Below are 24824 nucleotides of genomic sequence, written 5' to 3'. Positions count from 1 at the left end.
AAAGGTTTATACAAAAGAAGGAAAGGCAGCGCCGGAAAAATTGTATCAGATTAACCTTTTAAAACGGATCGGTATTTATGAGGTGAAACCGGGTAATAGAGACGGAAAGATTTGATGAAATGAGCGGTGTCAGAAAATCCTGTGGAATAGGCAATTTCAGAAATTGAAAGCTTTGTATTGAACAACAGTTCTACTGATTTTTTAACGCGCATTTTAAGCTTATATTCTCCGGGTGTGAGGCCTTCCCGTTCCCGGAATGCCCTGGCCAGATAGACGGGGTGCACAAAGACCCTTTCTGAAATCGACACCAGGGTATGTTGGATTTCCAGTTCATTTTCCAGAATCGTTTTCACCTTTGGCAGCCACAACAAACGGGAAGGAATGGGGTAATTCTCATTTTCCGCCAGCCAGTTGAAGATGTATTCTTCAGAGAGTTCAGGGTCAAGATCATTGCTAAAGCAATAGAGGAGTTTATAAAGGTACGTAAAGGCCCCTGCTTTGTAGGTGGTTGCCTTTTCAGGTAGTACGGAGCGGAGTCCGTAAGTAGTCAGCACATCGTTCTTAAATTCAACGTTCATGCAGCTGCCTCCGGTTTCTGGGAAGTTATTGGCATGAAGGTATCCGGAAGGACGGAGAATCACTTCTCCGGGGTTCATAATGCCCTCGCTGCGCTGGTTCAGTTCATGGTATTTTCCTTTGATCAGCAAGCTGAGGTAGGCATTTTCATGGTAATGTTCATGGATGCACTCAAATGGCGCATAATGGGTGATGTTTAACTTGAACAGGGGGTGTTCATTAAACTTCTTCTCTATGCCGAAATAGTTTCCAGAGGATAATAAAATGGCCATATTTGGTAGATCTCTAACCAAATATAGCCATTTTTAAGACTAGATTCCAGCCTTTAGGCCGAGGGTAAACCAGGAACCGGGCATAGGTACCGCTCCTGCCTCAATGTATTGTACATTAAACAGGTTGGCCCCATCTGCATAAATGCTGAATTTCGATTGTTTAAAGGCTATTCTTGCATCCATTACGGTGTAGTTTTTATAGCTGATGCGTTCGTTGTAACGGGCAGTCAGCGTAAGGTCGATGACCTTATAAAATGTCGCATTGACCGTTCCGCTCAGCTGATTTCTCAAACTTTCCAGTGCATATCTGGAGAAGTTTGCAGTGCTTAGTGTGGTTTTAAAGCTGGGATCAAGATGGGTATAAGAAGCCCCCAGTCTGAGTCCGTTTAAACATCCGTTTTGAGAAAGGTTGCTCAGCTTATAGTCTGCGCTTAAAGTAAAACCTTTTGTGTTGACCTGACTGAAATTTTGTGGCTGCCATGGATCGCTCTGCTGTGCTTTTACCCAATCAATAAAATTATCGATTCTGCGGACAAAATAACTTGCATTCATGGAAAGCTGGTCATTGTTGAACTTAATCCCTCCCTCTGCATATTTTGATTTTTCCGGGCGAAGCTGATCGTTTCCGATATTGGTTGGCCCTTTATAATAAAGGTCGGTATAGGTGGGTAAGCGTTGTCCGGTTCCGAGGTTCGCAAATAAGCGCCAGTTGCCGTAAAAATTATAGCCTGCGTCCAGACCGGGAAAGGCCTGCCATCCATAGTCGGAATTGTAATTGGTATACATGCCCACATTCACGAGCAAACGGGAGATGGGCTCAAATTTGTATTCTCCAAAGATACCGGTATTGGTCCGGTCTCTTTTGCCGAGGTTGGTGCTTTTGATGCGTTCCGTTCTTGCTTCCAGCCCGAAACCAAAAGTACCGATGCCCGTTTGGATTGTATTGTTCAGTTCTGCATCGAATACATTGCTGATGTGGTGGTTGTGGAACTTGTCTGGTGTTTGCTTGATGTAAAGATAATCGTCTACGTTATTGCGGTAACTGATCCTGGGCACCAATGTCCAGCTCTCCGTGATTTTAGTCGTATAGGAAACTGAGGCCAGTGCGGTCTTTACGGTTTCTTCGGCTTCTTTATCTCCGGGAGCCGCATAGAATGCATTTGCGCCGAAATTATTATGGACATAGCCTGCCATAACATCAAGGTAGTCCGAAGACCCCACATTTATTTTTCCTTGGTAATACAGTTTCTGGTTGTTAAAGGCGGTATTGTAGCGGTAACCGTTTCCGGCTTCCTGAGCCACAGAGAGCAAATGGGAAGAACTGTTTAATGCGAGTGATCCGCTGGCCTGTATGCCGTAATTGGCATAGGTACTGCCATTTCCTTCTTTCTTTTTAAAACTGCTCCCGGAGAACAGGTTTGCTGAAAGCCCGTTTTTCTTTACCGTTCGGGTAACAATATTGATGGCGCCGGTGAGGGCATTGATGCCATAGATTCTGGAGGCCGATCCCCGAAGAACCTCGATGTGGTCAATGTCGTCCATCGTGATCGGGAGGTTCATCATGTTATGTCCGGTCTGCGGATCTGAAACTTTAACTCCATTGATTAACACCAGACTCTGATCAAATGTTCCTCCATCCATGCTGATGTCTGCCTGTGATCCACCTGGACCGCGCTGACGAACATCTACACCGGAAACATAACTGAGCAATTCGCTGACCGACCTGACCGGCAGGCTTTGGATTTTCTCCCGGTCGATGATAGAGATGTTCCGGTTTTGTTTGGAAAAAGGCAATTGAAGTCTGTTTTCTTTGACCATGACTTCATTCAGTTTCCTGGTGGTATCATTTAAAGGTTTGGGAATATTTTCTGTTTGCGCATTCACGATGAGGGTACAACCCAACAAAGCGATCAGGGATGCGGAATTTTTAAAAAGCATGCTTGTTTATATTTGGGGGCCAAATATAGGTCTTTAAATGCGATCATTCTTTTGCGTTTTTGGGATTTTAATGAATGATTTATGAGAAGAAGCCGAGTCAGGGCGCAATCCCGGGAAAATAATTGTCCGTAAAATTTATATCTTATGGATTGATTTTTTTACACTTTATGGGAGCCCTTGAGTAAAAAATGACGTTCTTTACGAACATAACGCGCTATCCCGTTTTTGTAAGTATATGTCTAAACCGTTTCTCGTTTTGTTGCTCCTGTTATTGGGTTTTAATGGGCTGGCCCAGAAAGTATTGTTGGAAGGTATAGTGTTGGCTGATTCCAGCAGGAAGGCCATTTCCGGAGCGCGGGTTTATTCAAAATCAGGACAAGAGCAGACCCTGACCGATCAAAACGGCTATTTTAAAATGTTGCTCGATAAAGGAAAGACCGGGCTGCGGATCAGCCATATGTCTTATGTGGAGCTGCGCCCGGAATTGCTGCTGAGGAAGGACCATCATCAGACTTTTTATTTAAAAACAAATACCCAATTCTTAAATGAGGTCCAGATCAGTGCTGAGCGGGGAATCCTGAAAAGTAACCTGAATAATTATCACCTGCTAAAGGCCGGTGATTTGGAGAAAGCACCTGCTTTTTTAGGGGTGCATGACCTTATTAAGACCATCCAGACCCTGCCTGGAATCGGAAACGGCGGAGAAGGAAATGCGGGGCTCTTTGTTCGGGGCAGCAGCTCCGGTCAGAATCTGGTGCTTTTTAACCATTCTGTAGTTTACAACCCTTCGCACCTGCTTGGATTTTTCTCTGTATTTAATAGCAATGCTGTGGAACAGGTCAGGTTTTATAAGTCGGGGATTCCATCGGAATATGGCGGAAGGTTGTCTGCTGTGATCGACATTAAAAGCAATTCCGAGGTCGCAGATTCGCTGAGACTGGAAGCAGAGCTGAGCGTGTTGGCGGCCAGTCTGAACCTGAAGGTTCCGATCACGAAGAACTGGTCCTTTTCGACCGCTATGCGGAAAACATTTATGAACCATTCCGTATGGCCGATCGTGAACCGGTTAGGAAACAGAGATGAATCCAGCAACCGCATGAGTTATGATTTTTATGACCTTAACTTCTCTTCTGCTTTGTCTTTAACAAAGAAGGACCGTTTGTTTGCCAGTTTATATATGGGAGGAGATGATTTTGGCTTTGACATCCGCAGGTTTCAGATAAACAACGGAATGGACTGGCAGAATAGCGCCGCATCCATTAACTGGAACCGTATGGTTTCTAATCAGGTAGTCCTGGACAATACCTTAAGTTATAGTGGATACCGTTTTAAGTTCGGCATGCAGCAGGAGGGCTTTAAAGCAGGGGTCCAATCTGCAATCAGGGATTTTACTTACCAGTCGGCGATACAGGTTTACCTGGAACAGCATCAGCTGAAAGCAGGCATAAACCTTAGTCAGCATAAATTTAAACCCAATACGCCCTTCGCCAGAAATGGGTTGACGGATTTTGATTATGGAATCCCCAATACTTACTTTGCCGACGAGGCTGCCTTATTCCTTAGTGATGATTATCGGTTTTCAGAGCGTCTGAGTATTTATGCCGGACTTCGGTTAACGTATTACCGCCATACCGGACCCTATCGAATCACTAATAAAGACGGTGGGATTAGTTATTTTCCAAGAAGTAAAACACTGAATGACGAGCTTTTTCTGGAACCCTCCTTTACGGCAAGGTATCATTTGAACAAGCAGACGGCACTAAAGTTTGCTTATTCCAGGAATGTACAGACCATTCACCTGATTCCGGTAACGGCCTCCAATTTTCCAAGTGATTTCTGGATGCCCAGTATCAGTGGGGTTCCCCCTGAAAAGGGGAACCAATACAGCTTCGGTATTTTTAAAGAATGGGCCGATGCGGGGTATGAGGGCTATATTGATTTATATGCGAGAGATGCAGAAAATGCGATCGAATTCTCCGGTGGCATCATGAACCTGTTCGATAACCTTAAGATTGAAGACCATATTTACCTGGGAAAGGGTAAGAGTTATGGTGCCGAATTTTTCCTGAAAAAGAAAAAAGGAAAGTTTACCGGTTACCTGAGTTACACACTTTCCAGGTCTGAACGGACATTTGCCGAAATTAACGAAGGCCGGGCTTTTCCTTTTAAGTACGATAGAACGCATGATCTTTCGCTGGTATCTGATTACAGGTTATCTCCGCGCTGGAACCTATCGGCATTGTTTACCTTAGCCACCGGCAATGCTTATACCAAGCCGGTGAGCAGGTATCTGATTGCGGGGAATGTGGTCAATGAATACGGCGCATATAACGACTCCAGAATGCCCCTTTATCACAGGCTTGACCTTTCTGCAGGATATCAGTTTAATACCGGCAAGTATAAGAGTTCGCTTTCCTTATCGGTTTATAACGTGTACAATAAAAAGAACCCCATGTTTAATTATTATATGGCCCGCGGGAGTCTGAGTTCGGGCAGGGTGTCTGTACAGGAAAAGTCCATCGCCCTGCTTCCCATCCTTCCTGCAATTAATTATAAAGTAGTTTTCAAATGATGAATTTTTGTAAAAATGTTTTTATTATCCTGCTGGTGATCATGGCTTATTCCTGTAAGAAAGAGGATAAACCGGCGCCATATAAGCCCCGTTTTGTAGTAGAGGGCTGGATCGAAAAGGATGATTATCCTTATGTAATTGTAACTCATAATTTACCCTTTTTTACGGCGATAGATTCCGCGCAACTGGCAGAAGTGGTGATTCGATATGCTAAAGTAACCGTGTCTGACGGAACTGAAACAGAGGTGTTAACCGGGGTGACCGACAAACGTTACTTTCCATATTTTTTATACCGGGGGACTTCGCTGAAAGGGGCGACGGGAGGGAATTATAAGTTAACCGTAGAATATGCCGGCAATACGCTTGAGGCAGAGACTTCTATTCCCAAGGTTACGCCTTTAGAAAGCGTTTGGTTTGTCTCGAAGCCTGAGAATAAGGTCCAGCTAAATGTTCGTTTTAAGGATGAGGCGGCCGATAAGAATTACTACAGGCTATATACTAAATTAGAAAAGGCAAAAGTTTTTACGCCAACCCTGCTCTCCAATCAGAACGACCAGTATTTTAACGGGAAAGAATTACAGCTCCAGGTAAACAGAGGTCCGGAGAATAACCTGACAAGTAAACACGATCCTTATTTTATGAAGGGGGATACAGTGATGGTTAAATTTTCGGGAATCCCGCAAAGTGGGTTTGAATTCTGGAACAGCTTGCAGGATGAGGTGCTGAATGGCTCGAATCCTTTGGTTGGAAGTACGAAAGCACTGAAAACAAATATTAAGGGGCCCGGAGTTGGAATATGGTGTGGTTATGCTTCTACCATTTATCGGGTGATTGCCCAATAAAAAAGCGGAAGATGATCATCTTCCGCTTTTTTATCTTCGTTACCGTATTTTAGAAACGATTGGTATAAGCCTCAAACTCTTTAACCAGTTTGCTGAAACCAGATTCCTTAAATGCTTCCATGCTATATTTAGACCCATCGCCAAATATCAGGCGAGGTTCAATATTATAGTAGTATTGTGTTACCGTAACGGGTTCTTTCTTTTCGTAATCGTAATAGGTATAAGAATAAGAATCTTCGACAGATACAAACTCCGTTTTGGCAATGATTGCATTTTCTGCTTTATAGACAGCAAGGATATTAGAGTTGGCGGTATAAGCCTCAGCATCCTTTTTATATCTTTCTTTTTCAGCAAGTTTTTCGTTTGCTATGATGGCATCATCTATTGCTTTAATATTGATCTGACCGGCAACCTGGATGTTCATGATCTGCATAGAGGTATTTGCATCTTTTAATACATCTGCAAATCTTTCGGCATCTTTAATTACGTTAAAGTTTGTATTGCCATTTCCTGTAGTGTTGATACTAAACAAGGTTTCAGTTCCTTTGGAAATGGAAGCACTTGATTTTAATACTTTTAAATCATTGCTTACGTCTATTTTCAGGGTAAAAGAACCTAAAGCCAGGTTTATGTTTGTTTTTAAAGGTGTACCGTCTGTATTGAACTCATAAGTTGAGGTTAATTTCAGCTCATCTTTATTGTCAACTTTCAATGTTGCACTTACAGAAGCAGGCAGCTCATACGTTGTTCCATCAAGGGATGCCGTTGCTTTAGCAGCAGTATAGGTTGCTGTGATTACCGCATTGTTTTCGGTAGCCGTTACTGTTGCAGGATAGCGGATTTCAAATTTATCGCTGGATGCTGTTTTGGTCCATTTGTTTAGTTTGCTATCGAAGGTGTAGATTCCGTAGAATTCATTTAAAGCACCCGATTTAACGCCTGTATTTGTTGAGGTAAGTGCAGAAAATATGCCGGTTACATTTTTACTCTTAGCCGCGAATCCGGTAGAGATGAGTTGTCTTCCAACCACAGTGTTGGAAATTATTTCAAGGTCAAGCTCTGCCAGTCTGGTTAATGCGCCAATAAATTTCTCATTAGGTAAAGTGTTTATTTTTCCTATAAAATTAATCCCATTCTCTACTAAAGCTTCTTTGTGTTTTTCAACGGTGAGTTTAGAATATTCCAGTTTAACAGGTGGAAGTACTGGTGGCTCTGAATTCAGATCCTTTTTTTTACATGATACGAGAGCCCCTAATAGAAGGGCAGAGAATAAAATGTTTTTCTTCATTATTTCTGTGTTGGTTTAAATTTGAACGAAGGTAACTATAATTTTCTCTGTTGGTTTGTTTTTATGCCAAATGTGAGTCTTTTCGCAGTTTGATTTGCGTTATGGGCAATGTATTTTTATAATGCAGATATCTTTCTCTGTTTATTTTTCTTGTGGATTAGATTTTTAGTTCCAGGTGGATGTCAAGTGGCTCTTGGCCAAGTAGTTCTGCATCAGGTTCTTCGGTTAATGTTGCTCCGGATTTCAGGTAAAAGTCGACAGTTGCTTTTGTTGGGGTCGCAGAGATGTACAATTTCGTCGCTCCAAAAGCCTTTCCTTCTCTTTTTGCTTCTACGATTAAATGTTGTCCGATTTGTCGGCCTCTATAGTTGGAACTGACATATAACATGTCCATTTTGCAGTAATCAGCATTGGAGCCCCTTTTTTTCTTTTCTATGGAGACCGCTCCGGCAAGTGTCTTATCGTCGAAGGCACCGATTACAATTCCGCCTGCATCTATGATTTTATACTGTGCGGCGATCAGTTCGTCAAGTTCTTCATCCTCCCATTCGCTGACTTCATAATGATCAGGAACCAGGATCAGGATTCCTTCTTTGTATTCGTAAGATTCATAAATGCTTTCTGCCCGGTCAATTGTTCTGATCTGTTCAATTTCCTTTCTCTTCAGCGGTTTGTACCTGATCTCTTTCATAAACAGGAGGAGTTATTTCTTAATGATTTTAATCCTTTTCAGGGATTTGCCATTTCTGGAGATCACGCCGATATAGAGCCCTGTGTTTAACCTGGAGACGTCAAATTGTGTATTCCCATTTGCTTTTTCTTCGAAGACGCGCTGGCCAAGAATGTTGTACATTTCGAAAGTATAGGCTTCGTATCCTCCGTTCAGGATATTGATGCTGGTTTCGACAGGGTTGGGGTAAAAACTGAAATCCGCATCTTTCAGGAAATCCACCAGGATGACTTCTGTCTGGATTTTGCGGCCATCAAGCGTTTCCATTGTTACCCGGTACCATTGCGGACCTTTGTTGGGGTTAAGATCGGTATAGCTATAGGTCAGTTGTCCGGGTATGATGTTGCTTTCTGAAAGGGGGGCGAAAACACCTCTTGAAATCTGTTTTTCCCAGCTGAGCTTTTTCAGGTTATTGGTGGTGCCAATCAGTAGATTCAGGACCACCTCATCTCCGATAGCGGTTCCGGTGAATGAGCGGGTGTAGCAGGAGATCCCCTGTAGGGTATAATCAATAGTCCGGCTTCTCAATCCTGTAAAACCAGGCCCTTTGGCCGCAATGGCAAAGATGGTACTGTTGGTTGTTGTTTTTTGTACAATGGTCAGGGTATCGCTGAGCTCAACCAGAGGGACCATTTTCTGATCTTTAAGGTGATAGATGGTATAACCGGTAGCATTGGCTATCGGGCTCCAGTGGAAGAACAATGCCTCATCGCAATTGTAGCCGATTTCCAGTTGAGGTGATTTAGAAATGAGGAAGGGCTTGCTTTGAAATGGATTTCCATCGATTTCCATTTTTAGGATTGCTTTCGTGAACAGGTCGGGTGTGGTCCACTGATAGAAATTTTTGCTCAGATCGGTATTGTTATTGAGAACGGTCCAGTTGGTTCCGTTGTCGTAGCTAATGGAGAGCTTTCCTGTTTTACCAGGAGAGAAGCTGTTTTTCCATCGGAAATAATTTGCTTCAGTTGCCGGAACATGGTCTGCATTTTCAGGATAAGTCCAAAGGAAATCATTTGCAGCACTGAGGCTGTAGGCAATGGAAAAATCCTGAGTGGCTTGCTGTACTTTACGGCCTTTGATATGAACCGTATAGGTTCCCGGAGCAAGGTTTTCCAGGCTAAGCTGCTGTACTGTATTCAGCTGGTCGATCTTTCGTTTTGCCGGAGCTGCAAGTGAATCCAGGTGAGGATAACTGCTCAGCACCCAGGGTAAAATGACTTCTCCGGATGGGCTTTGTAATGACAAGTCGAGGTGGTTAACAATGCTTTGTGCAGTGTTCAGCTGCGCAGGAGGATCGTTCCATACCAGGGTAACTTTAATTGATTTTTGATTTGCAGGAACTGATATCGGAAAACTGAAATCCTGATCCTGGCTCAGTACCCCTGTCTGATACCTTTTCTCTGTCAGCGTATTTAAGGCTTCACGTGCATTTAATTTACCATAGCCATACACATAATCCACCTGTGGCGTTCCCAGGTCATCAGCGGAATTGATTAATATGCTCCTTGCCAGTGCAGAAGAAGGTGTTTTTCCAAAAAGGCTTTGGTATTTTTGTTCAAAGAGAATTGTTACGCCACTGGCCAGGGCTGTTGCACCGGAAGTTCCGTCTTCTCCAAAAGAAACCAGATCCGGCTTTACCCTTCCATCATAGGCTGGTCCCCTGCTGCTGCCGGACTCGGTCATATTCTCCCGGTTTATTCCGCCAATGACCAGGATATTTTTTGCCTGTTTAAAATTTCCGGTGAGGTTTGCGATATTCGGAAGGCCGTTATAGGTTCCCGACTTTGGCGTTTCTGTACCACTGTTGCCTGCGGAGAAAACATGGATCAGTTCCGGTGCTTCGAATACCTGTTTATCGTAGGCAGCGGCTTCGATGCCATACATATTTTCTAGCTCCGTTCCGTACGAATGGTTTTGAATATTGATGTTTAAATCTTTAAAACTTTTCAATTCATCGGGCAGGAGACTCCTTTCGAAATTTGAGGAACTCAATTTAGCAGCAGGTGCTACCCCAAGGCCTTTGTAATAGGAGTTTCCATTGCCAAGTGCTGTGGTTGCCATATCCGTCGCATGCTGCGCAATCTGGCTGCTGCCACTGATTGCCCCCGGAATATACTTGCCTAATAAGTCGATGTCTTTGACATCAAACATTCGCTCTTTTAAGGAAATGGTAATTCCATTGCCGTTGATCTCCGGAAAGAGGGCATGTACGGTCGAGATTTCATTCAGTGTATGGTCAAATTTTGCCTGAACGGCTTCTTCTTTGACCGTTTGGATAATGTCTGCAAAAAGAATGTTTTCCTGTTCCAAAACAGCAGGTATTTCGGAAAGCGGCATCAGTGCGGTGATGAGGTTATGGCGATGATCAACCTCCGGCTGGTACTTCGATAGAAATGAAGGAACTCCGTTTTTGAGTTCTTTGAGGACGAACCTTACTTTTATGGGTTTGGCCTGGGAACTACCTTGTGCCAACAGCTCATTGAGCCGGTCACTGGCCTTCCATAAAGCGTTTGCCGGAGCCTGAAAAACGACTGTTGCGGCTAAGTTTTTTAAGGCTTTCCGGTTCAGCACAAAATGGGTTGAGGAGAACTGTCTGCTGGGATTTAATTTTGCTAATTCATTGGCACTAAGAACTCTGTTGGTTTTTATGAGGACCATACTATCTACAGGAAGTATTAGTTTTTTATCGGAAACCGAAACATACTTCTCATATGCCCGCTCAATTTTCGTTGAGGGAATCTGGGCCTGGACATCGGTGCTAATTAGCCAGAATAGCAATAAAAGAGATCTAGGTAGAAAATTCAATAATTTTATGTTGTAAAATTTTGATTACGTAAATAATTCTTACTAAATTACAATTAATCACCTATTTCACAAATTAACTAACCAATATTAATCATCCTAATTAAACTAATTTATGAAAACCAATCGAATCTTAACCCTAGCCGTGCTGTGCTTATTAACCGGGGGACTTTACTCATGTACAAAAGACAAAAGTGTAGCTGAAGAAGCGCCAAAACAGGAAGAACTTTCTGCTGCCACTTTAGCCCAGATTAAAGCCCAGGGATTTAGCACTGAAGGTGCCCGTAAAACTGAAGGCGGGTACCTTGTAGAAGGAGATATCCTTCTGACAGATGAGAATCTTGCTCAAAAAGTCGAAAGCCCTAATTTGGTGATCGCAAAAGAAGAGCAGTATAGAACCACCAATTTAGTAACCAACCTTCCGCAGGTAATTACGGTTTCCGTAACGAACCTGCCGCAGGTATATAAAGATGCTGCGATCATCATGATCAACAGATACAATGCGCTCAATTTGGCCCTTACTTTCCAATTGGCGACAACCGGAACCACCGGAAGGATCAATATTGTTGGTTTTTATGAAGGTCCGAGCGGAGGTTTCATTACTTTAGGTTCGGCAGGATTTCCTAGCGGGGGTAACCCTTTTAACCAGATCCGCATGAATACTCACCCGGCGGCTTATGGAACGAATCCTAATTTGAATTACCTTGCTTCTGTAATTCAGCATGAAGTTGGACATTGTATCGGCTTCCGTCATACCGATTACATGAACCGTGCTTATAGCTGCGGTGCATCTGGTGCCGGTAATGAAGGAACAGCAGGTGTTGGTGCAACCCACATCCCTGGAACGCCGACAGGCCCTGATGCAAACTCATGGATGCTTGCCTGCTCGAACGGTGGAAACCGTACTTTTAACGCCAATGACATTATTGCGCTTAACTACCTGTATTAATTCCTGAAAATTAATATAGCGCCTTGTGAATAGGTGATCTAACAGAACCCGGTCTAAAGTACCGGGTTTTGTTTTTTGTTTTATTATGTTTGCTGAATAATTGAGTAAAAACGCTATAAAAAAAATATTTATGATTATTGCGCCTAGAATACGTGGGTTTATATGCCTTACCGCTCATCCTGAAGGTTGTGCCCAAAATGTGTTGAATCAGATCAACTATGTAAAATCGAAAGGACCGATTGATGGCCCGAAAAAAGTGCTTGTCATTGGTGCTTCCACCGGTTTTGGTCTGGCTTCCAGGATTACCAGTGCCTTTGGATCTGATGCAGCTACCATTGGTGTTTATTTTGAAAAACCACCTGCAGAAGGAAAAACAGCTTCTCCAGGCTGGTACAATACTGCCGCATTTGAAACACAGGCGCATGCTGCAGGCTTGTATGCTAAAAGCATCAATGGAGATGCTTTTTCCAAAGAGATCAAAGAAAAAACACTGGCTTTAATCAAAGCAGACCTTGGACAGATCGACCTGGTTATTTACAGTCTGGCTTCTCCTAAAAGGGTTCATCCGGTAACGGGAGTAACGCATAATTCAGTCTTGAGGCCGATAGGTGAGGTATTTAGCAACAATACGGTAGATTTTCATACCGGAGTTGTTTCTGAAATCTCTATTCAGCCGGCGAATGAAGAAGATATTGAAAATACAGTTGCCGTAATGGGTGGTGAAGATTGGGCAATGTGGATTGACGAATTAAAAGCTGCAGGCTTACTTGCTGAAGGTGCAACTACAGTTGCTTATTCTTATATCGGCCCTGCTTTGACTGAGGCAGTATACCGTAAGGGAACTATAGGTCGCGCTAAAGACCATTTAGAGGCCACAGCTTTCACGATTACGGATAAGTTAAAGGATATTAAGGGAAAAGCTTATGTATCGGTAAACAAAGCCTTAGTGACCCAGGCGAGCTCCGCAATTCCGGTGATTCCGTTATACATCTCTTTACTATATAAAGTGATGAAAGCAGAAGGAATTCATGAAGGATGTATCGAGCAGATCCAGCGTTTGTTTAAAGAGCGCCTATATACCGGCGCTGAAGTATTGACTGATGCACAGGGAAGAATCCGTGTAGACGATTGGGAGATGCGTGAAGACGTTCAGGCGAAGGTTGCGGCTTTATGGCTGGAATCAACTACAGAAACGCTTCCTTCAACAGGAGACCTTGCTGGTTACAAAAAAGATTTCCTTAACCTTTTTGGTTTTGACGTAGCAGGAATTGACTACGAAGCAGATGTAAACGAAATGGTAGAGATTTCAGGATTGGTATAAATCCTGTTATTTTTAAAAAAGGGCAATTTTCAAACTGAAAATTGCCCTTCTTTATTTTAGCTCTTTTTTATAGATATTTAGCCAGTACTTCTTCCAGTTCTTTAGGGAAGAGGGGCTTTTTGAACAGCCTGATGACATGAGGGTTTGCCTCTGCTTTTTTGATGTCCCCGAAATCCAGTGTGGAGGAAAGAATGGCCACAATACATTTCTCTGTAATAGGACTTGGCAATCTTTTAAATATTTCCAGAAATTCAAAGCCATCCATTTCCGGCATTTGAATGTCCAGTAAAATGAAATCAGGGAGTTTGTCTTCTTCCCTCAGGTTTCGGTTGAGGTAGTTGAGTGCTTCTTCTCCGGATTGGCAAAGAATGATTTCATCAAATAACTTAGATATCGTAATGATTTTTGAATTGATCTTCAGATCAACTTCATTGTCATCTATCAACATTACTCTTTTGTACTTACTTAACATTTGGAATCGTTATTTTAAAGGTGGTGCCTTCTATTGAGTTCGAACTTACCGCTATTTTTCCGTTAATTTTATTCAATGCTTCTTTCACGATGAAAAGGCCCAGACCACTTCCATGATTGATCTTGCTCTTGAAGAACTGGAGGAATATTTTTTCTAAATGTTCATTCAGGATGCCCATTCCATTGTCGTTGATGGCAATGTTTACCTGCGTTGGCTGAACCTCTATGGTGATGTTTACATTTTTATTCAGCTCAGTTTCTTTCTGATATTTGATGGCATTGGAAATCAGATTGCCTAAAATCACTTCAATTCTGAAGGCATCCCCAAAGAAAGGTTCATTCTGGGTAATGTTCACATTGAAATGCATGTCTTTATCCGTATACGAATACAGTTCGATCAGATCTGAGACCAGTTTCTTGAAGTCGACCGCAGTGTTCTCTGAAATGGTCTTGTTGTTTTTATAGTATTGGAGTGTTTTCTGGATATAGTAATCCAATCTGTTGGAGCAGGTTTCTATCAATCCCCAGTATTCGCCGCTGGAATGAAAGAGGCCTTCCATTTTAACGAGGTTGACAATTCCCATGGCAGAAACCAGGGGTGCCCGTAGCTCGTGGGAAATGCTGTAAATAAACCGGTTCAGTTCATCATTGGTTTTCTCCAGCTCCGCTACTTTATTTCTGAGGTCTATTTTAGATTTATAGGCATCATAAGCATTTTTGATGGAGTTGTGCAGTTCCAGGTCATTCCATGGTTTGGTGATATACCTGTAAATGTCCCCATGATTGATCGCATCTGCAAGGGCCTCAATGTCGGTATAACCGGTCAGCAAGATTCTTGTAGGATCGGGATAAGTGTGTTTAATGTTCTTAAAAAATTCCACCCCTGTTGTATTGGGCATTTTCTGATCCGCAATAATCACCTGCACGGAAACGTTTTCAAGAATTTTTAATCCTTCGTCAGCGGATATGGCTGTGTAAATTTCATACTGGCGTCTAAAACTTGCTTTGAAAGCGTGCAAGTTATTTTCTTCATCATCAATATACAGAACACGTATAGTTGTTGCATTCATAATAAAGTGTATTATCGTGAGGTTACGGGTAAGGTAATAATAAATTCTGTACCGTGATTTACTTTTGTGAGTACATCAATCTGGCCATGATGGTTTTCAATGATTCTGAACACAATGGATAATCCCAGACCAGTTCCTTCACCCACATCTTTAGTGGTGAAAAAGGGTTCAAAAATTTTCTGTTTAACTTCTTCTGACATTCCTGGTCCTGTGTCTTTAATGCTGATTTTTACCTGATCATTTTCATGCCAGGTGGTAATGATTAACTTGTCTTCTTCCGTACTTGGTGCTTTTCCTTTAATGGCTTGAATGGCATTACTGATCAGGTTCATGAATACCTGATTGATTTTCCCCGGCATGCATTCAACTTTAGGTAAGTTACCATAATTTTTCTCAATATTAAAGTTGGCAGGAAAGGTATTTCTAACCAGCACCAATGTGGAGTCCAATCCTTCGTTCAGGTCAACGAATTTACAATCGTTTTCATCTAATCTGCTAAAATTTTTCAAGCTTCTGATAATTTCTGCAGTTCGTTTTGCGCCTTCACCGATTCCCGACAGGAGGGATTTGATTTCATCGCGGACAAAATCGAGATCTATTCTCTTCTTAAAGCTCTCAATTGCATTGATTTGTGTGTTTAGATCCTCATCAAGTTTGAGGTTTTCGTACATGTTGATGACTTCGTTTAGCTCTTCAATATCGAGTTCCAAAGGTTTGATATTAGAGGTCACAAAATTAATCGGGTTGTTGATTTCATGTGCAATACCGGCAGTAAGTTGTCCGAGCCCGGCCATTTTTTCTGAATCGACCAGCTGACTCTGTGCTTCCTTAAGGTCTTTAAGCGTCAGTTCAAGTGTACTGTTGGATTCCTGTAACTCGAGTGTTCTTTCATTTACCTTTTGCTCCAATTCGACATTTTGTTGCTTGATCAACTGCTCATTTTCAAGGGAAATCCGAAGGGCCTGAGCCTGAGATTCTTCTTTTTCCTTTTTAAAGGTATCGATCTTATCAGCCAGTGCAAAAGAAAGTAAAACCACTTCCAATGCTGAGCCAAATGGCATCATGTTATAGGTAAAGGTGTTGTATTCTAAGATATTGTAATCTTTCAGTACAAAGCTGCATACGCCCAGGAGAAAGACACTCCAGGCCAGAAGGAAAAACTTGGCCGGTCTGAATCCTTTTAAATAGACCATGAAAGCAATGATCAGCATATACATTGCTGCGGCAACAGCGGTAACCTGAATGATCTGATACCCTAAATTTAAATCTCCAAAAAAGGTAGAGATCAGGGCAATCAGGTATGGCAGATAGAAAAAGTTCAGCGTTTTATGTAATGTTGGAAGGAAATCCCGGGTATGCAAAAACTGCTTCATGAATTCTATTGCCGACAGGGCCGCCAGTGAACTCAGGATGTAAACGGCATGGGTAGACAGCCATGTATTGTCAGGCCATAGGTATTTAAAGGCATAGCCCTGAAAATTGGCCTGTGTAAGGCCTATAATCAGGATATAGACAATGTAGTATAAATAGCTCTTGTCCTTTGTAGAGATGAACAAAAACAGGTTATAGATAAACATTACGGAAATGATCCCGATATATAAACCGAAGATGATGGAGGCGTTTTGGATCTCATCGATCAGGGAGCTGCTGTTTCCAACAGTCAGCGGAACCTGCAGTTGTTCTCCGCCATGAATTTTCAACAGAATGGTATAGGTTTTATGCCTTTCCAGATTAAACCTCAGGGTAGGGATGGGGTTGTCGAATTTCCTGCTGGCATAGGGTAGCCTGTCGCCGGTTGCTTCATGACGAATCACTTTATGAGCGGAATCGACGATAAAAAAGTCTAAATAATCAATGGTTGGAAGGGCAAGCCTCAACATGAGGTCAGACCTGTTGCTTTCATTTTTGATCAGAAATTTCAACCAATAAGTAGCATTTGTAACGCCTAAATTAGGTACGGGGGTATTTAAGCGAGTATACTCCTGATTTGTCAGGGCAGCTTTAATGTCGATGCTGTGTTCCTGATCTTTTAAGAGCATAATTTTATTGCCAAAATTACGCTCGATTTTACCAGTCTTAACAATTACGGTGTCTTGTCCTGATGATTGCAAAGGCGCAAAAAATGCTGCCCAGATTAACAACAGAAAACAACTCCAGAATTTATTCATATTTAGGTATTAATAACTGATAATCAATTTCTACGTCTCCTTTAGGCCCGGTTTCCATGGTAAGCTGGATCGGGTTGTCTCTTAAGTCAAAGATACGTTCTCTGTCAAATTCCTCTGCTGTTTCCAGCGTTTTTGCATTCATTTTTCGGAGAACCCTCGCAATATAATTGTCGTTGGGATAGACAAATTCACCTCCTTTACCCAGGGAGTCCTCTACCACAAAGCCTACTTTTCTAACCATTGGCAGGGTATAATCTGCGCAGATGGTAAAAAGTGAGGCCAGTCTGATTTGGTTTACAATCGCAATTCCTGCCCTTACGAGCAGGATGCTGATGCCCACACCAGCCACACTTTTTGCATTCCAAAGTCCACAAAGCTCACCAGTTCCGCTATCAAAATACTGATTAATGATCGTCGCCACATTAGGGTCCATCGATCCCACTGCCTTTTCTACAGGAAGCGGATGAATGCCATCTGCGATATGAACACGTACCCCGCCTACCACTTCTCCACTTTCTGTTTCAGCAACGATTCCATGCACATTGGGCAGGTCCATCCATTGTCTGTTATTGGTGGTGATATTGGTAATCCCATAGTCTTTTAACACCTGTACATGCCCTTCAAGATACCTTTCACAGGTTTCGGGCTCTTTAACCGCAGTAAATGACCGGAAGGTTAGCTTCATTTCCATTTTTATATAAATTGTAATATATCTTTTAAAGGTTTTCGTAAAGCCCGTACCGTTGGAGCCGAAGCATGGGACAACCGGAACATAAATATTCCTTGTTGGTCCCCTAAAGTAGGGAATATTTGCAATAGATCCTTTTGATATTTTGACAGTTCTTCCGTCATTTTTTGATTGAGGCCTTCTCCCTTTCCATGATTTAGTCTTGCGAAGAGAAATAACGGAGCAGAAATCGGATGAAAAGAGAGCCCGTTGAGGTTTGCATTGATCCAAACCCTTTGAACAGCTTCTCCTCCTTTCAGGAAGTTTTCCGCTTCATAAGCCGGCATGGTAACCAGGCCAATTCCGGAAGATGTACGGATTGCTTTTCTCGACAGGTTTTCAAATGCAGCACCGCCACCCCATCTGTTTAACAGTTTAATGACCTCCGGACTTTCGGCAACTTTTAATCCGGTTTTATCTGATTCCGACAATTCAAGAGATAAGATATCCAATCCGTCTTTGGTTTCATTGACCGCTTCCGGGGTCCATCTGATTTCTTTGGTATAAAAATCATGGTGGCCCTGAGGGTATAGGAAACGAACCCTTTCTACACCGGCAACGATATCTGCAATCAGGTTGATTTGTTGTTCATCCTGGATCACCTGCAAGGTAGCAGGGGAGTTGAGGCTTGCAGCCGATTTTAATGAAGTAACTACTGCGGCATCAATAGGTGCTTTATTTCCCTGTTTTCTGTTGGTTAACCTGATGCCCATTCCTGCCGCAAGATCTGTTGCATAGGCTACGGTACTTTTCCGGAAAGAGAAAGCCGCTACCAGTCTTTTATTTTCCGGATTCGGAAAAGCCTGATAACTGGCTTCCAGCCCTGCTTTTCCTGCTTCTAGTTTGATGTTTTCAATGGCAGTTCCGAACGCGATGTTGGAGGTGATGTTGTCAAAATCTCCCCATGATACCGAATGTTGCTCATCATGGAAGAGGTATAGTTTTCCGGAACGGGCTACCCATTTCCATGGCTGGTTGTTACCTGCCGAAGGAGCAATAGCTGCTGCAGAGACCAATTGTTCCACCTGTTCGGTGCTCAATGGGAACGATTCCATTTCTTTGCTGCTGATGTCTGCAATTGCCTGGTTCATTTCGTCTGTTGTCAGTACTTCTGCCGTGTAATCCACTACATTGTAATCGTTGTCTTTTGCTTTGCTTTTATCACCGATCAGGTCTTCCAAATCTACGAAGTATCTGCCTGATTCTGTATATTGTTTCAGACTGATGCGTCTGCAGACGTCGGCACCCAATGCACCACCAAGGGCGACTGCCGAGGCTAGCTGCGGCCAGGTGGTGATCGATTGTCCAACTTCCACCATGGAAGCTTTCAAGCGGTTGGAGAGGGTGTCTACACCGATCATCGCCAGCAGGAAAGGAACTTTTTCTTCGTTGGTTTTCAGGTATTTTACCTGGGTATGATCTAGGTGGTCGATCCAGCCATGGAGGATAGGACGCTCAGGCTCGAGGTCAAAACGTTCTACATCCAGGGTTCCGCGATCGCTCATGTCCTGTACCACAGGGATGCCCAGTGATTTGGCTTTATGTCTGAGTAAAATTTTAATGTCAAGGCCATCGCATTCGTCTACAACGATGTCCAGATTTCCACCTTCTGTAAAGAAGCGGTCCATGTTTTCTTCGGTCATACCGTCGTCAAAACACGTTACTTTCAGGAAAGGATCTATTTCTTTGATCTCTCTGGCAACCAGGACTACTTTTTTAATGCCCAGGTTTTGTACACCTGTTCTGATGCGGTTAAGGTTGGTGAGTTCAAGAAGGTCGAAATCGGCAAGTCTGATCTCTCCGAATCCTCTTTCCATGGCCATGGTGATGGAAATGGATTGTCCTACCGAAAGACCTACTACGCCAATTTTCTGCTTGCCCAGGATATCGCGTTCTTCCGGTGTTATTTTGTATATATTTCTGTTTGTTCTTACTGCTATAAATTCTTCTTCATCCAGGAGATGGACCAGACGTTCAGACCATGGATAATATACCCATACCCCATATTCCAGTTTGGATAAATTTCCGATGTGTTTGATTTTCAATGCCTCCATTTCTGCAGGTTCCGGTTTCTTTTTCGGGTGTTTTGATTTGATCAGATCATCCAGCTGAGTCTCTATCTCATCGTGTATTTTGGTATGTGGTTTGTCTTTTAATAAAGCCTCAAGTGCGTCTTTATCTTGTTGTTGATAGATTCTAAAGAATAGGGGTTCACAGGTGGTGAAATCTTCTTTTATCAGGTTCTCAAGTACTAACATCTTTAAACGGGTTTATTTTATGAATTGCAAAAATAGTATATGTTAAGACATTACTTCTTTTTTTAACGATGTATTTAGCACTTTTGATTAATTTTGTTTTATATGGAGGACCAGTTAGTAAATATTTTGTATGTTGACGACGAGGTACATAACCTCAATGCGTTTAAAGCGTCATTCAGGCGATCGTTTAACGTCTTTACAGCAGAATCAGCGAAGGAAGCAATGCCGATACTGGCGGAGCATGCCATTCAGATTATTATTACCGATCAGCGGATGCCACAGATGTCGGGGGTAGAATTTCTGGAGTCTATTCTGGAAGCTTATCCGGACCCCATCCGCATTTTACTGACCGGTTATGCAGATATCGCTGCCGTTATCGATGCGATTAACAAGGGGCAGGTTTATTTATACATTACAAAACCCTGGCAGGAAACGGAATTAAAGTTGTATATTGAAAAGGCTTTTGAAGTTTTTCAACTGAGAAAGGAAAATAAAGAGCTGACTAAAAAGCTACTGATCGTCAATGAACAATTAGAGTTCATGTTGCGTCAGAAACTTATTTCTTAACTCAGATATTCTTTTGATGATTTCTTTATTTTAAGGTGTTTTGGTAACATTTTAGTACCTTTTTGTGTAATTATTTAAGAATAAAATCTGATGTAATTTTTATCAATAAATAGTTTTTTTGTTCATAATAATTAAAATATATTTAACAAAAAAAAGGCTAAATTCTATGAATTCTGACACTTCCGCAAACGTTCTCTATGTTGATGATGAAGTCCATAATCTAAATGCTTTCAAAGCCAGTTTCAGGCGTAAATTTAATATTTTTACAGCAAATTCGGCGGTTGAGGGCAGGCAGATTTTAGAGTCAGAAGATATTCACGTGATCGTTACCGATCAAAGGATGCCCGTGACTACGGGGATTGAATTTCTGGAATCTATCATCCCTGATTTTCCGGAACCCATTAGAATTTTACTCACCGGTTATGCGGATATCAATGCCGTTATTGATGCTATTAATAAGGGGCAGGTTTACCGTTACATCCAAAAGCCATGGATGGAAGATGACCTCAGGATTAACATTGAGAAAGCATTTGAACTTTACATGCTGAGGAAAGAAAACAGAGACCTGACTGCCAGTCTTATCGTGGCAAATGAAAAACTGGAGAACCTGCTCAGGGGAGACCTGGACGCCTGATCGATCTTTAACCTAAAAATACATGAGAAAACGGAGATTAGTTTTATGGTTACTACTCTCTGTCTTTTTTGTCAGCTGTGCTTATGCCCAGAATACCTCCAATAAAGGAACCGAGTTTTGGGTCGCCTATACCGGCCATGTTGATGGGGTAAATTCCAGATTATATTTATACGTCACTTCTGATGTGAGCACCAAAGTTGCTGTCAGCATTGGAGGAACGGCTATTCCAGGGTCACCCTTTTCAGTTACTGCAAATACGATCAGACCCATTCTGATCAATCCTCAGCTGCTGAATGTTTATATCGGAAGTTCAGACCTGATCGAGCAGAATAAGGCCATTCAGATCACCGCAGAAAAGCCGGTGGTTGTCTATTCACATATTTTCAGAGCGGCAAGGTCTGCTGCGACGCTGGTGCTTCCCACTAAGGTACTGGGGAGAGAATACTATGTTTCGGCTTACGTACAAAACAGCTATATTGAGAGTCCCAATCAGAATCCGAGACTCGTTCAGGGCTATTCCGAGTTTACCATCATTGGTGTGGCAGACCATACTCAGGTAGAAATCACACCTAAAGCTGCGGAACGGAATGGACAACATCAGGCAGGGGTGACATTTACGAAGGAACTGATGAAAGGAGAGATTTATCAGTATCAGTCTACCGGGGACCTTTCCGGCAGTCATATTGTATCTGTTGCCGGTGCCGGCAGCAGCTGCCAGCCGGTAGCTGTATTTTCCGGAAGTTCCTGGGTTGGTTTTTGTAGTTTTTTGCAAGGTTCGATTCAGGGAGGGGATAACCTTTATCAGCAGTTGTATCCAACTTCGTCATGGGGTAAGGAGTTCATTACGGCACCCATGATCAATAAGCCTTATGATATTTTCAGGCTTTATTTCAGTAAAGACAATACCAGCCTGACCATCAATGGAGCAGCAATCAATGCCGGAAGTACCAATTTTCTTCCAGGACCACTCAAGAGTACTTATAACAAAGGAGAGTTTTTTGAATTCAGCTCAAATCAGGCGAACCATATTGTAGCATCAGAACCTGTTAGTCTGGTTCAATATCAGATCAGTCAGGGTTGTGATCCCCGGAATACCGATTCAGATAATCCTTTATATCCCGGAGATCCGGAAATGACGATCCTGAATCCTGTAGAACAAACTTTGTCGAGGATTACCGTTTATTCCGCAATGAGGAACCAGACGAGCCCTCAAACCCAGATCACTCAGCATTTTATCAATGTGATCATCAGGAATGATTTTATTCCCTCTTTCCGGATTAATGGAAGTGTTCCGGCTGGCGGATTTGTACCCATCGCAGGAAGTCCTTATTCTTATCTCCAGGAAGATGTGACGCTGTCCTCTGCCATCAACCCTACACATACTTTGTTGGCAGCCGGAGGGTTTTCTGCAATTGCTTATGGGTACGGAAGGGTAGAATCCTATGGGTATCTGGCGGGCGCAGATGTCCGGAATCTTTTTCAGAATATTGAAATCATCAATACCGACACGGAGTTGAAAACACCCGATGTTTGTATGGGCGCTTCTTCGGAATTCGTGTTGACTTTGCCATATGCGACTACCAGTCTGACCTGGATTATTGATGGTGTGCGCAAGCCTGCTTTAATTGATCCGGTGGGAATACCGGTCCTTATTGATGGGGTTACCGTGTATACCTATCGCTATAATCAACCTGTGGTTTTTAACGCGCCAGGCAAACATGCGCTAAAGGTAGAGGTCTTAAATCCAAGTCCTTCGGGTTGTGACCCTATTGAGAAGATTGATCTGGATTTTGAGGTTTTTGCCCCTGCGGTGGCTGATTTTTCAATGAGTACAGCGAGTGGTTGTGCCGGTACTGCGGTTGTATTTACCGATAAAAGTAATCCGAAAGGAAAAAATATCTTAAAATGGATCTGGAATTTCGGTGATGGAAGTCCGGAACTGATTAGCGATAACGGAGCTCCGGTTGAGCATAGCTATGCCACAGCCGGAGATTATAAGGTGAGTTTGAAGATAGACAATGAAAATGGTTGCGGGCCATCGTCGAGTGGGCTTAAAGACCTTCATATCAACCGGATTCCTGAGGCTAAATTCAGTTATTCCGGATCCTGTGCAACAAAGGCAACTGCATTTACAGACCTGTCTGTTGCCAATGAGGGAAGCATAAACAAATGGCACTGGGACTTCGGAGATCCTTCCAGTACAGACAATATTTCCGTGCTTCAGGCTCCGGTGCATACTTATGCGGAAGCCGGAACTTATACCGTGGTATTGAAGGTCGAAACCGGTTCTGGTTGTGTTCATAGTTATACCGCCCAGGTTGAGATCGTTCCGCTTCCTGTGGCAGATTTCGAATTGCCGGGTGCTTGTGTCAGTAATGAGGCCGTTTTTAAGAATCTGACCGCAGATGCCGTCGGGCTGCAGTATTTGTGGAATTTCGGAGAGCCCGGTTCGGGTGCATCAAATACAAGTACAAGCCGGGATGGAAAACACCGGTATAGTGCGGCTGGAACATATACCGTTACCTTAACCGTTACAAATGCCAGTGGCTGTACTGTAGAAAAAGTAAAGAATTCTTTTGAGCTGAGCAGTTCCGATCCCCTTGCATCCTTTGAGCTGGTAGATCCCGGTGCATTGTGCAGTAACCATTCTTTCCAGGTAAGAAATACATCGACTGTTGGGATTGGTAAAATCAGAACGCTTAAATGGTACCTGGATGGAGCCCTATTGGAGATCGACAGGAACCCGGTTCCGAATAAGATCTATACTTTTAATTATGAGTCATTTGTAAGCCCGGAAAGCAAGCGGGGCGTCTTAACGCTGGTTGCTTATTCCGGATTGGAGGAAGAGGTTACTTGTCAGAACGCAAAAGATCTGGAACTGATTTTTCATGCCGTTCCGGTTGCACATTTTAATATCTTAGCGGAAGTATGTCTGAATACGGATGGATTCCAGGTAAATGCAGCGGTTTTGAAAACCGGGGAATCCGGAAGCTTTTCCGGGCCGGGAATTAGTCCTGCTGGTTTTTTTAATCCGTTATTGGCTGGTACGGGAACGCATACCATAAAATACAAACTGATTTCGGGAAGGGGATGCGTTGATGAATATTCGCAGGAAATTAAGGTCTTGCCGCTCCCTGAAATTGATGCCGGTCCGGATCTGGTGGTATTGGTTGCAGGGAAGGAAAAACAGCTCAACGCAAAGGCATCCGGATCTGATCTGGAATATAAATGGACTCCGGCAGCAGGATTGAGCAGAGATGATATTTTAAATCCCATGGCTAAGCCAGATCAGGATACAGAATACACTTTAAGCGTAAAATCCGGGAATGGTTGTGTGGTTACAGACCGGGTAAAGGTGAAAGTCCTGGATGACATTACGGTACCTAATGCCTTTTCTCCTAATGGAGATGGTATAAATGACCTGTGGAATCTGGTAAATATAGACAGTTACCCTGCTGCAACGGTCGAAATTTTTAACCGCTACGGAGAAAGGGTTTTCAATAGCCAGGGCTATACAAGGCCTTTTGACGGTACTTTTTCCGGAAAAACACTACCGGTAGGGACGTATTACTACCTCATCCGGCCAAACAACGGAAGAAAAGAAAAATCAGGAGCTTTAACTTTAATCAGGTAATTTAA

General features: G+C 42.8%; 17 protein-coding genes. 7 read left to right on the top strand and 10 right to left on the bottom strand.

Annotation, left to right across the window (positions count from 1 at the left end; genetic code table 11):
• Positions 1-50: 50 nt before the first annotated feature.
• Complete coding sequence (locus DBR43_RS19120) at positions 51-848, bottom strand: helix-turn-helix transcriptional regulator (RefSeq protein ID WP_124583693.1); 798 nt, start codon at positions 846-848, stop codon at positions 51-53.
• Positions 849-887: 39 nt separating this feature from the next.
• Positions 888-2786 carry a TonB-dependent receptor plug domain-containing protein gene (locus DBR43_RS19115; RefSeq protein WP_124583691.1) on the bottom strand — a complete coding sequence of 633 codons (1899 nt, stop codon included), beginning with the start codon at positions 2784-2786 and terminating at the stop codon, positions 888-890.
• A 235-nt stretch (positions 2787-3021) separates the two neighbouring features.
• Here DBR43_RS19115 and DBR43_RS19110 point away from each other — a divergent pair, with 235 nt between their 5' ends.
• The gene (locus DBR43_RS19110) at positions 3022-5358 is read left to right on the top strand and encodes a TonB-dependent receptor domain-containing protein (protein WP_124583689.1); all 2337 of its coding nucleotides are present in this window, start codon (positions 3022-3024) and stop codon (positions 5356-5358) included.
• Positions 5355-6200: a DUF4249 family protein gene (locus DBR43_RS19105; protein ID WP_124583687.1), complete on the top strand. Its 846-nt coding sequence runs from the start codon at positions 5355-5357 to the stop codon at positions 6198-6200. Before DBR43_RS19110 ends, DBR43_RS19105 begins: the two co-directional genes overlap by 4 nt.
• Before the next feature lie 49 nt (positions 6201-6249).
• Here DBR43_RS19105 and DBR43_RS19100 read toward each other — a convergent pair whose 3' ends face one another.
• From DBR43_RS19100 to DBR43_RS19090, 3 genes are all read right to left on the bottom strand, one after another.
• Positions 6250-7488: a hypothetical protein gene (locus DBR43_RS19100; RefSeq protein WP_124583685.1), complete on the bottom strand. Its 1239-nt coding sequence runs from the start codon at positions 7486-7488 to the stop codon at positions 6250-6252.
• Between the two features lie 157 nt (positions 7489-7645).
• Entirely contained in the window at positions 7646-8179 is a 534-nt protein-coding gene (locus DBR43_RS19095; RefSeq protein ID WP_124583683.1) for a GNAT family N-acetyltransferase, read from the bottom strand.
• A 12-nt stretch (positions 8180-8191) separates the two neighbouring features.
• Positions 8192-10876, bottom strand: coding sequence for a S8 family peptidase (locus tag DBR43_RS19090; protein WP_124583681.1), 2685 nt, complete (start codon positions 10874-10876; stop codon positions 8192-8194).
• Between the two features lie 259 nt (positions 10877-11135).
• Between DBR43_RS19090 and DBR43_RS19085 the strand changes: the two genes are divergently transcribed.
• Both DBR43_RS19085 and fabV read left to right on the top strand, forming a co-directional pair.
• Positions 11136-11969: a M57 family metalloprotease gene (locus DBR43_RS19085; RefSeq protein WP_124583679.1), complete on the top strand. Its 834-nt coding sequence runs from the start codon at positions 11136-11138 to the stop codon at positions 11967-11969.
• A 130-nt stretch (positions 11970-12099) separates the two neighbouring features.
• Entirely contained in the window at positions 12100-13290 is a 1191-nt protein-coding gene (gene fabV, locus DBR43_RS19080; protein WP_124583677.1) for an enoyl-ACP reductase FabV, read from the top strand.
• A gap of 67 nt (positions 13291-13357) precedes the next feature.
• On the opposite strand, the gene DBR43_RS19075 is transcribed toward fabV, so the two are convergent.
• The 5 genes from DBR43_RS19075 to DBR43_RS19055 are packed head-to-tail and all read right to left on the bottom strand — an operon-like array spanning position 13358 to position 19984.
• Positions 13358-13762 (bottom strand): response regulator, encoded by a 405-nt coding sequence (locus DBR43_RS19075; protein ID WP_124583675.1) that lies wholly within the window; start codon positions 13760-13762, stop codon positions 13358-13360.
• Complete coding sequence (locus DBR43_RS19070; protein ID WP_124583673.1) at positions 13752-14831, bottom strand: hybrid sensor histidine kinase/response regulator; 1080 nt, start codon at positions 14829-14831, stop codon at positions 13752-13754. The genes DBR43_RS19075 and DBR43_RS19070 overlap by 11 nt, the downstream gene beginning before the upstream one ends.
• An 11-nt stretch (positions 14832-14842) precedes the next feature.
• Entirely contained in the window at positions 14843-16999 is a 2157-nt protein-coding gene (locus tag DBR43_RS19065) for a 7TM diverse intracellular signaling domain-containing protein (RefSeq protein ID WP_124583671.1), read from the bottom strand.
• On the bottom strand, positions 16992-17690 hold the full coding sequence (locus DBR43_RS19060; protein WP_124583669.1) for a hypothetical protein: 699 nt from the start codon (positions 17688-17690) through the stop codon (positions 16992-16994). Before DBR43_RS19060 ends, DBR43_RS19065 begins: the two co-directional genes overlap by 8 nt.
• Before the next feature lie 2 nt (positions 17691-17692).
• On the bottom strand, positions 17693-19984 hold the full coding sequence (locus DBR43_RS19055; protein WP_124583667.1) for an Rv1355c family protein: 2292 nt from the start codon (positions 19982-19984) through the stop codon (positions 17693-17695).
• A gap of 102 nt (positions 19985-20086) precedes the next feature.
• On the opposite strand from DBR43_RS19055, the gene DBR43_RS19050 reads away from it, so the two are divergent.
• From DBR43_RS19050 to DBR43_RS19040, 3 genes are all read left to right on the top strand, one after another.
• Complete coding sequence (locus DBR43_RS19050) at positions 20087-20551, top strand: response regulator (RefSeq protein WP_124583665.1); 465 nt, start codon at positions 20087-20089, stop codon at positions 20549-20551.
• A gap of 166 nt (positions 20552-20717) precedes the next feature.
• Complete coding sequence (locus tag DBR43_RS19045) at positions 20718-21185, top strand: response regulator (protein ID WP_124583663.1); 468 nt, start codon at positions 20718-20720, stop codon at positions 21183-21185.
• 22 nt (positions 21186-21207) lie between these two features.
• Entirely contained in the window at positions 21208-24819 is a 3612-nt protein-coding gene (locus DBR43_RS19040; RefSeq protein ID WP_124583661.1) for a gliding motility-associated C-terminal domain-containing protein, read from the top strand.
• Positions 24820-24824 lie beyond the last annotated feature (5 nt).

The organism is Pedobacter sp. KBW06 (assembly GCF_003852525.1).
GTDB lineage: Bacteria > Bacteroidota > Bacteroidia > Sphingobacteriales > Sphingobacteriaceae > Pedobacter.
Note: the sequence above shows the minus strand (reverse complement) of the source record. Positions and strands in the feature narration are given on the sequence as shown.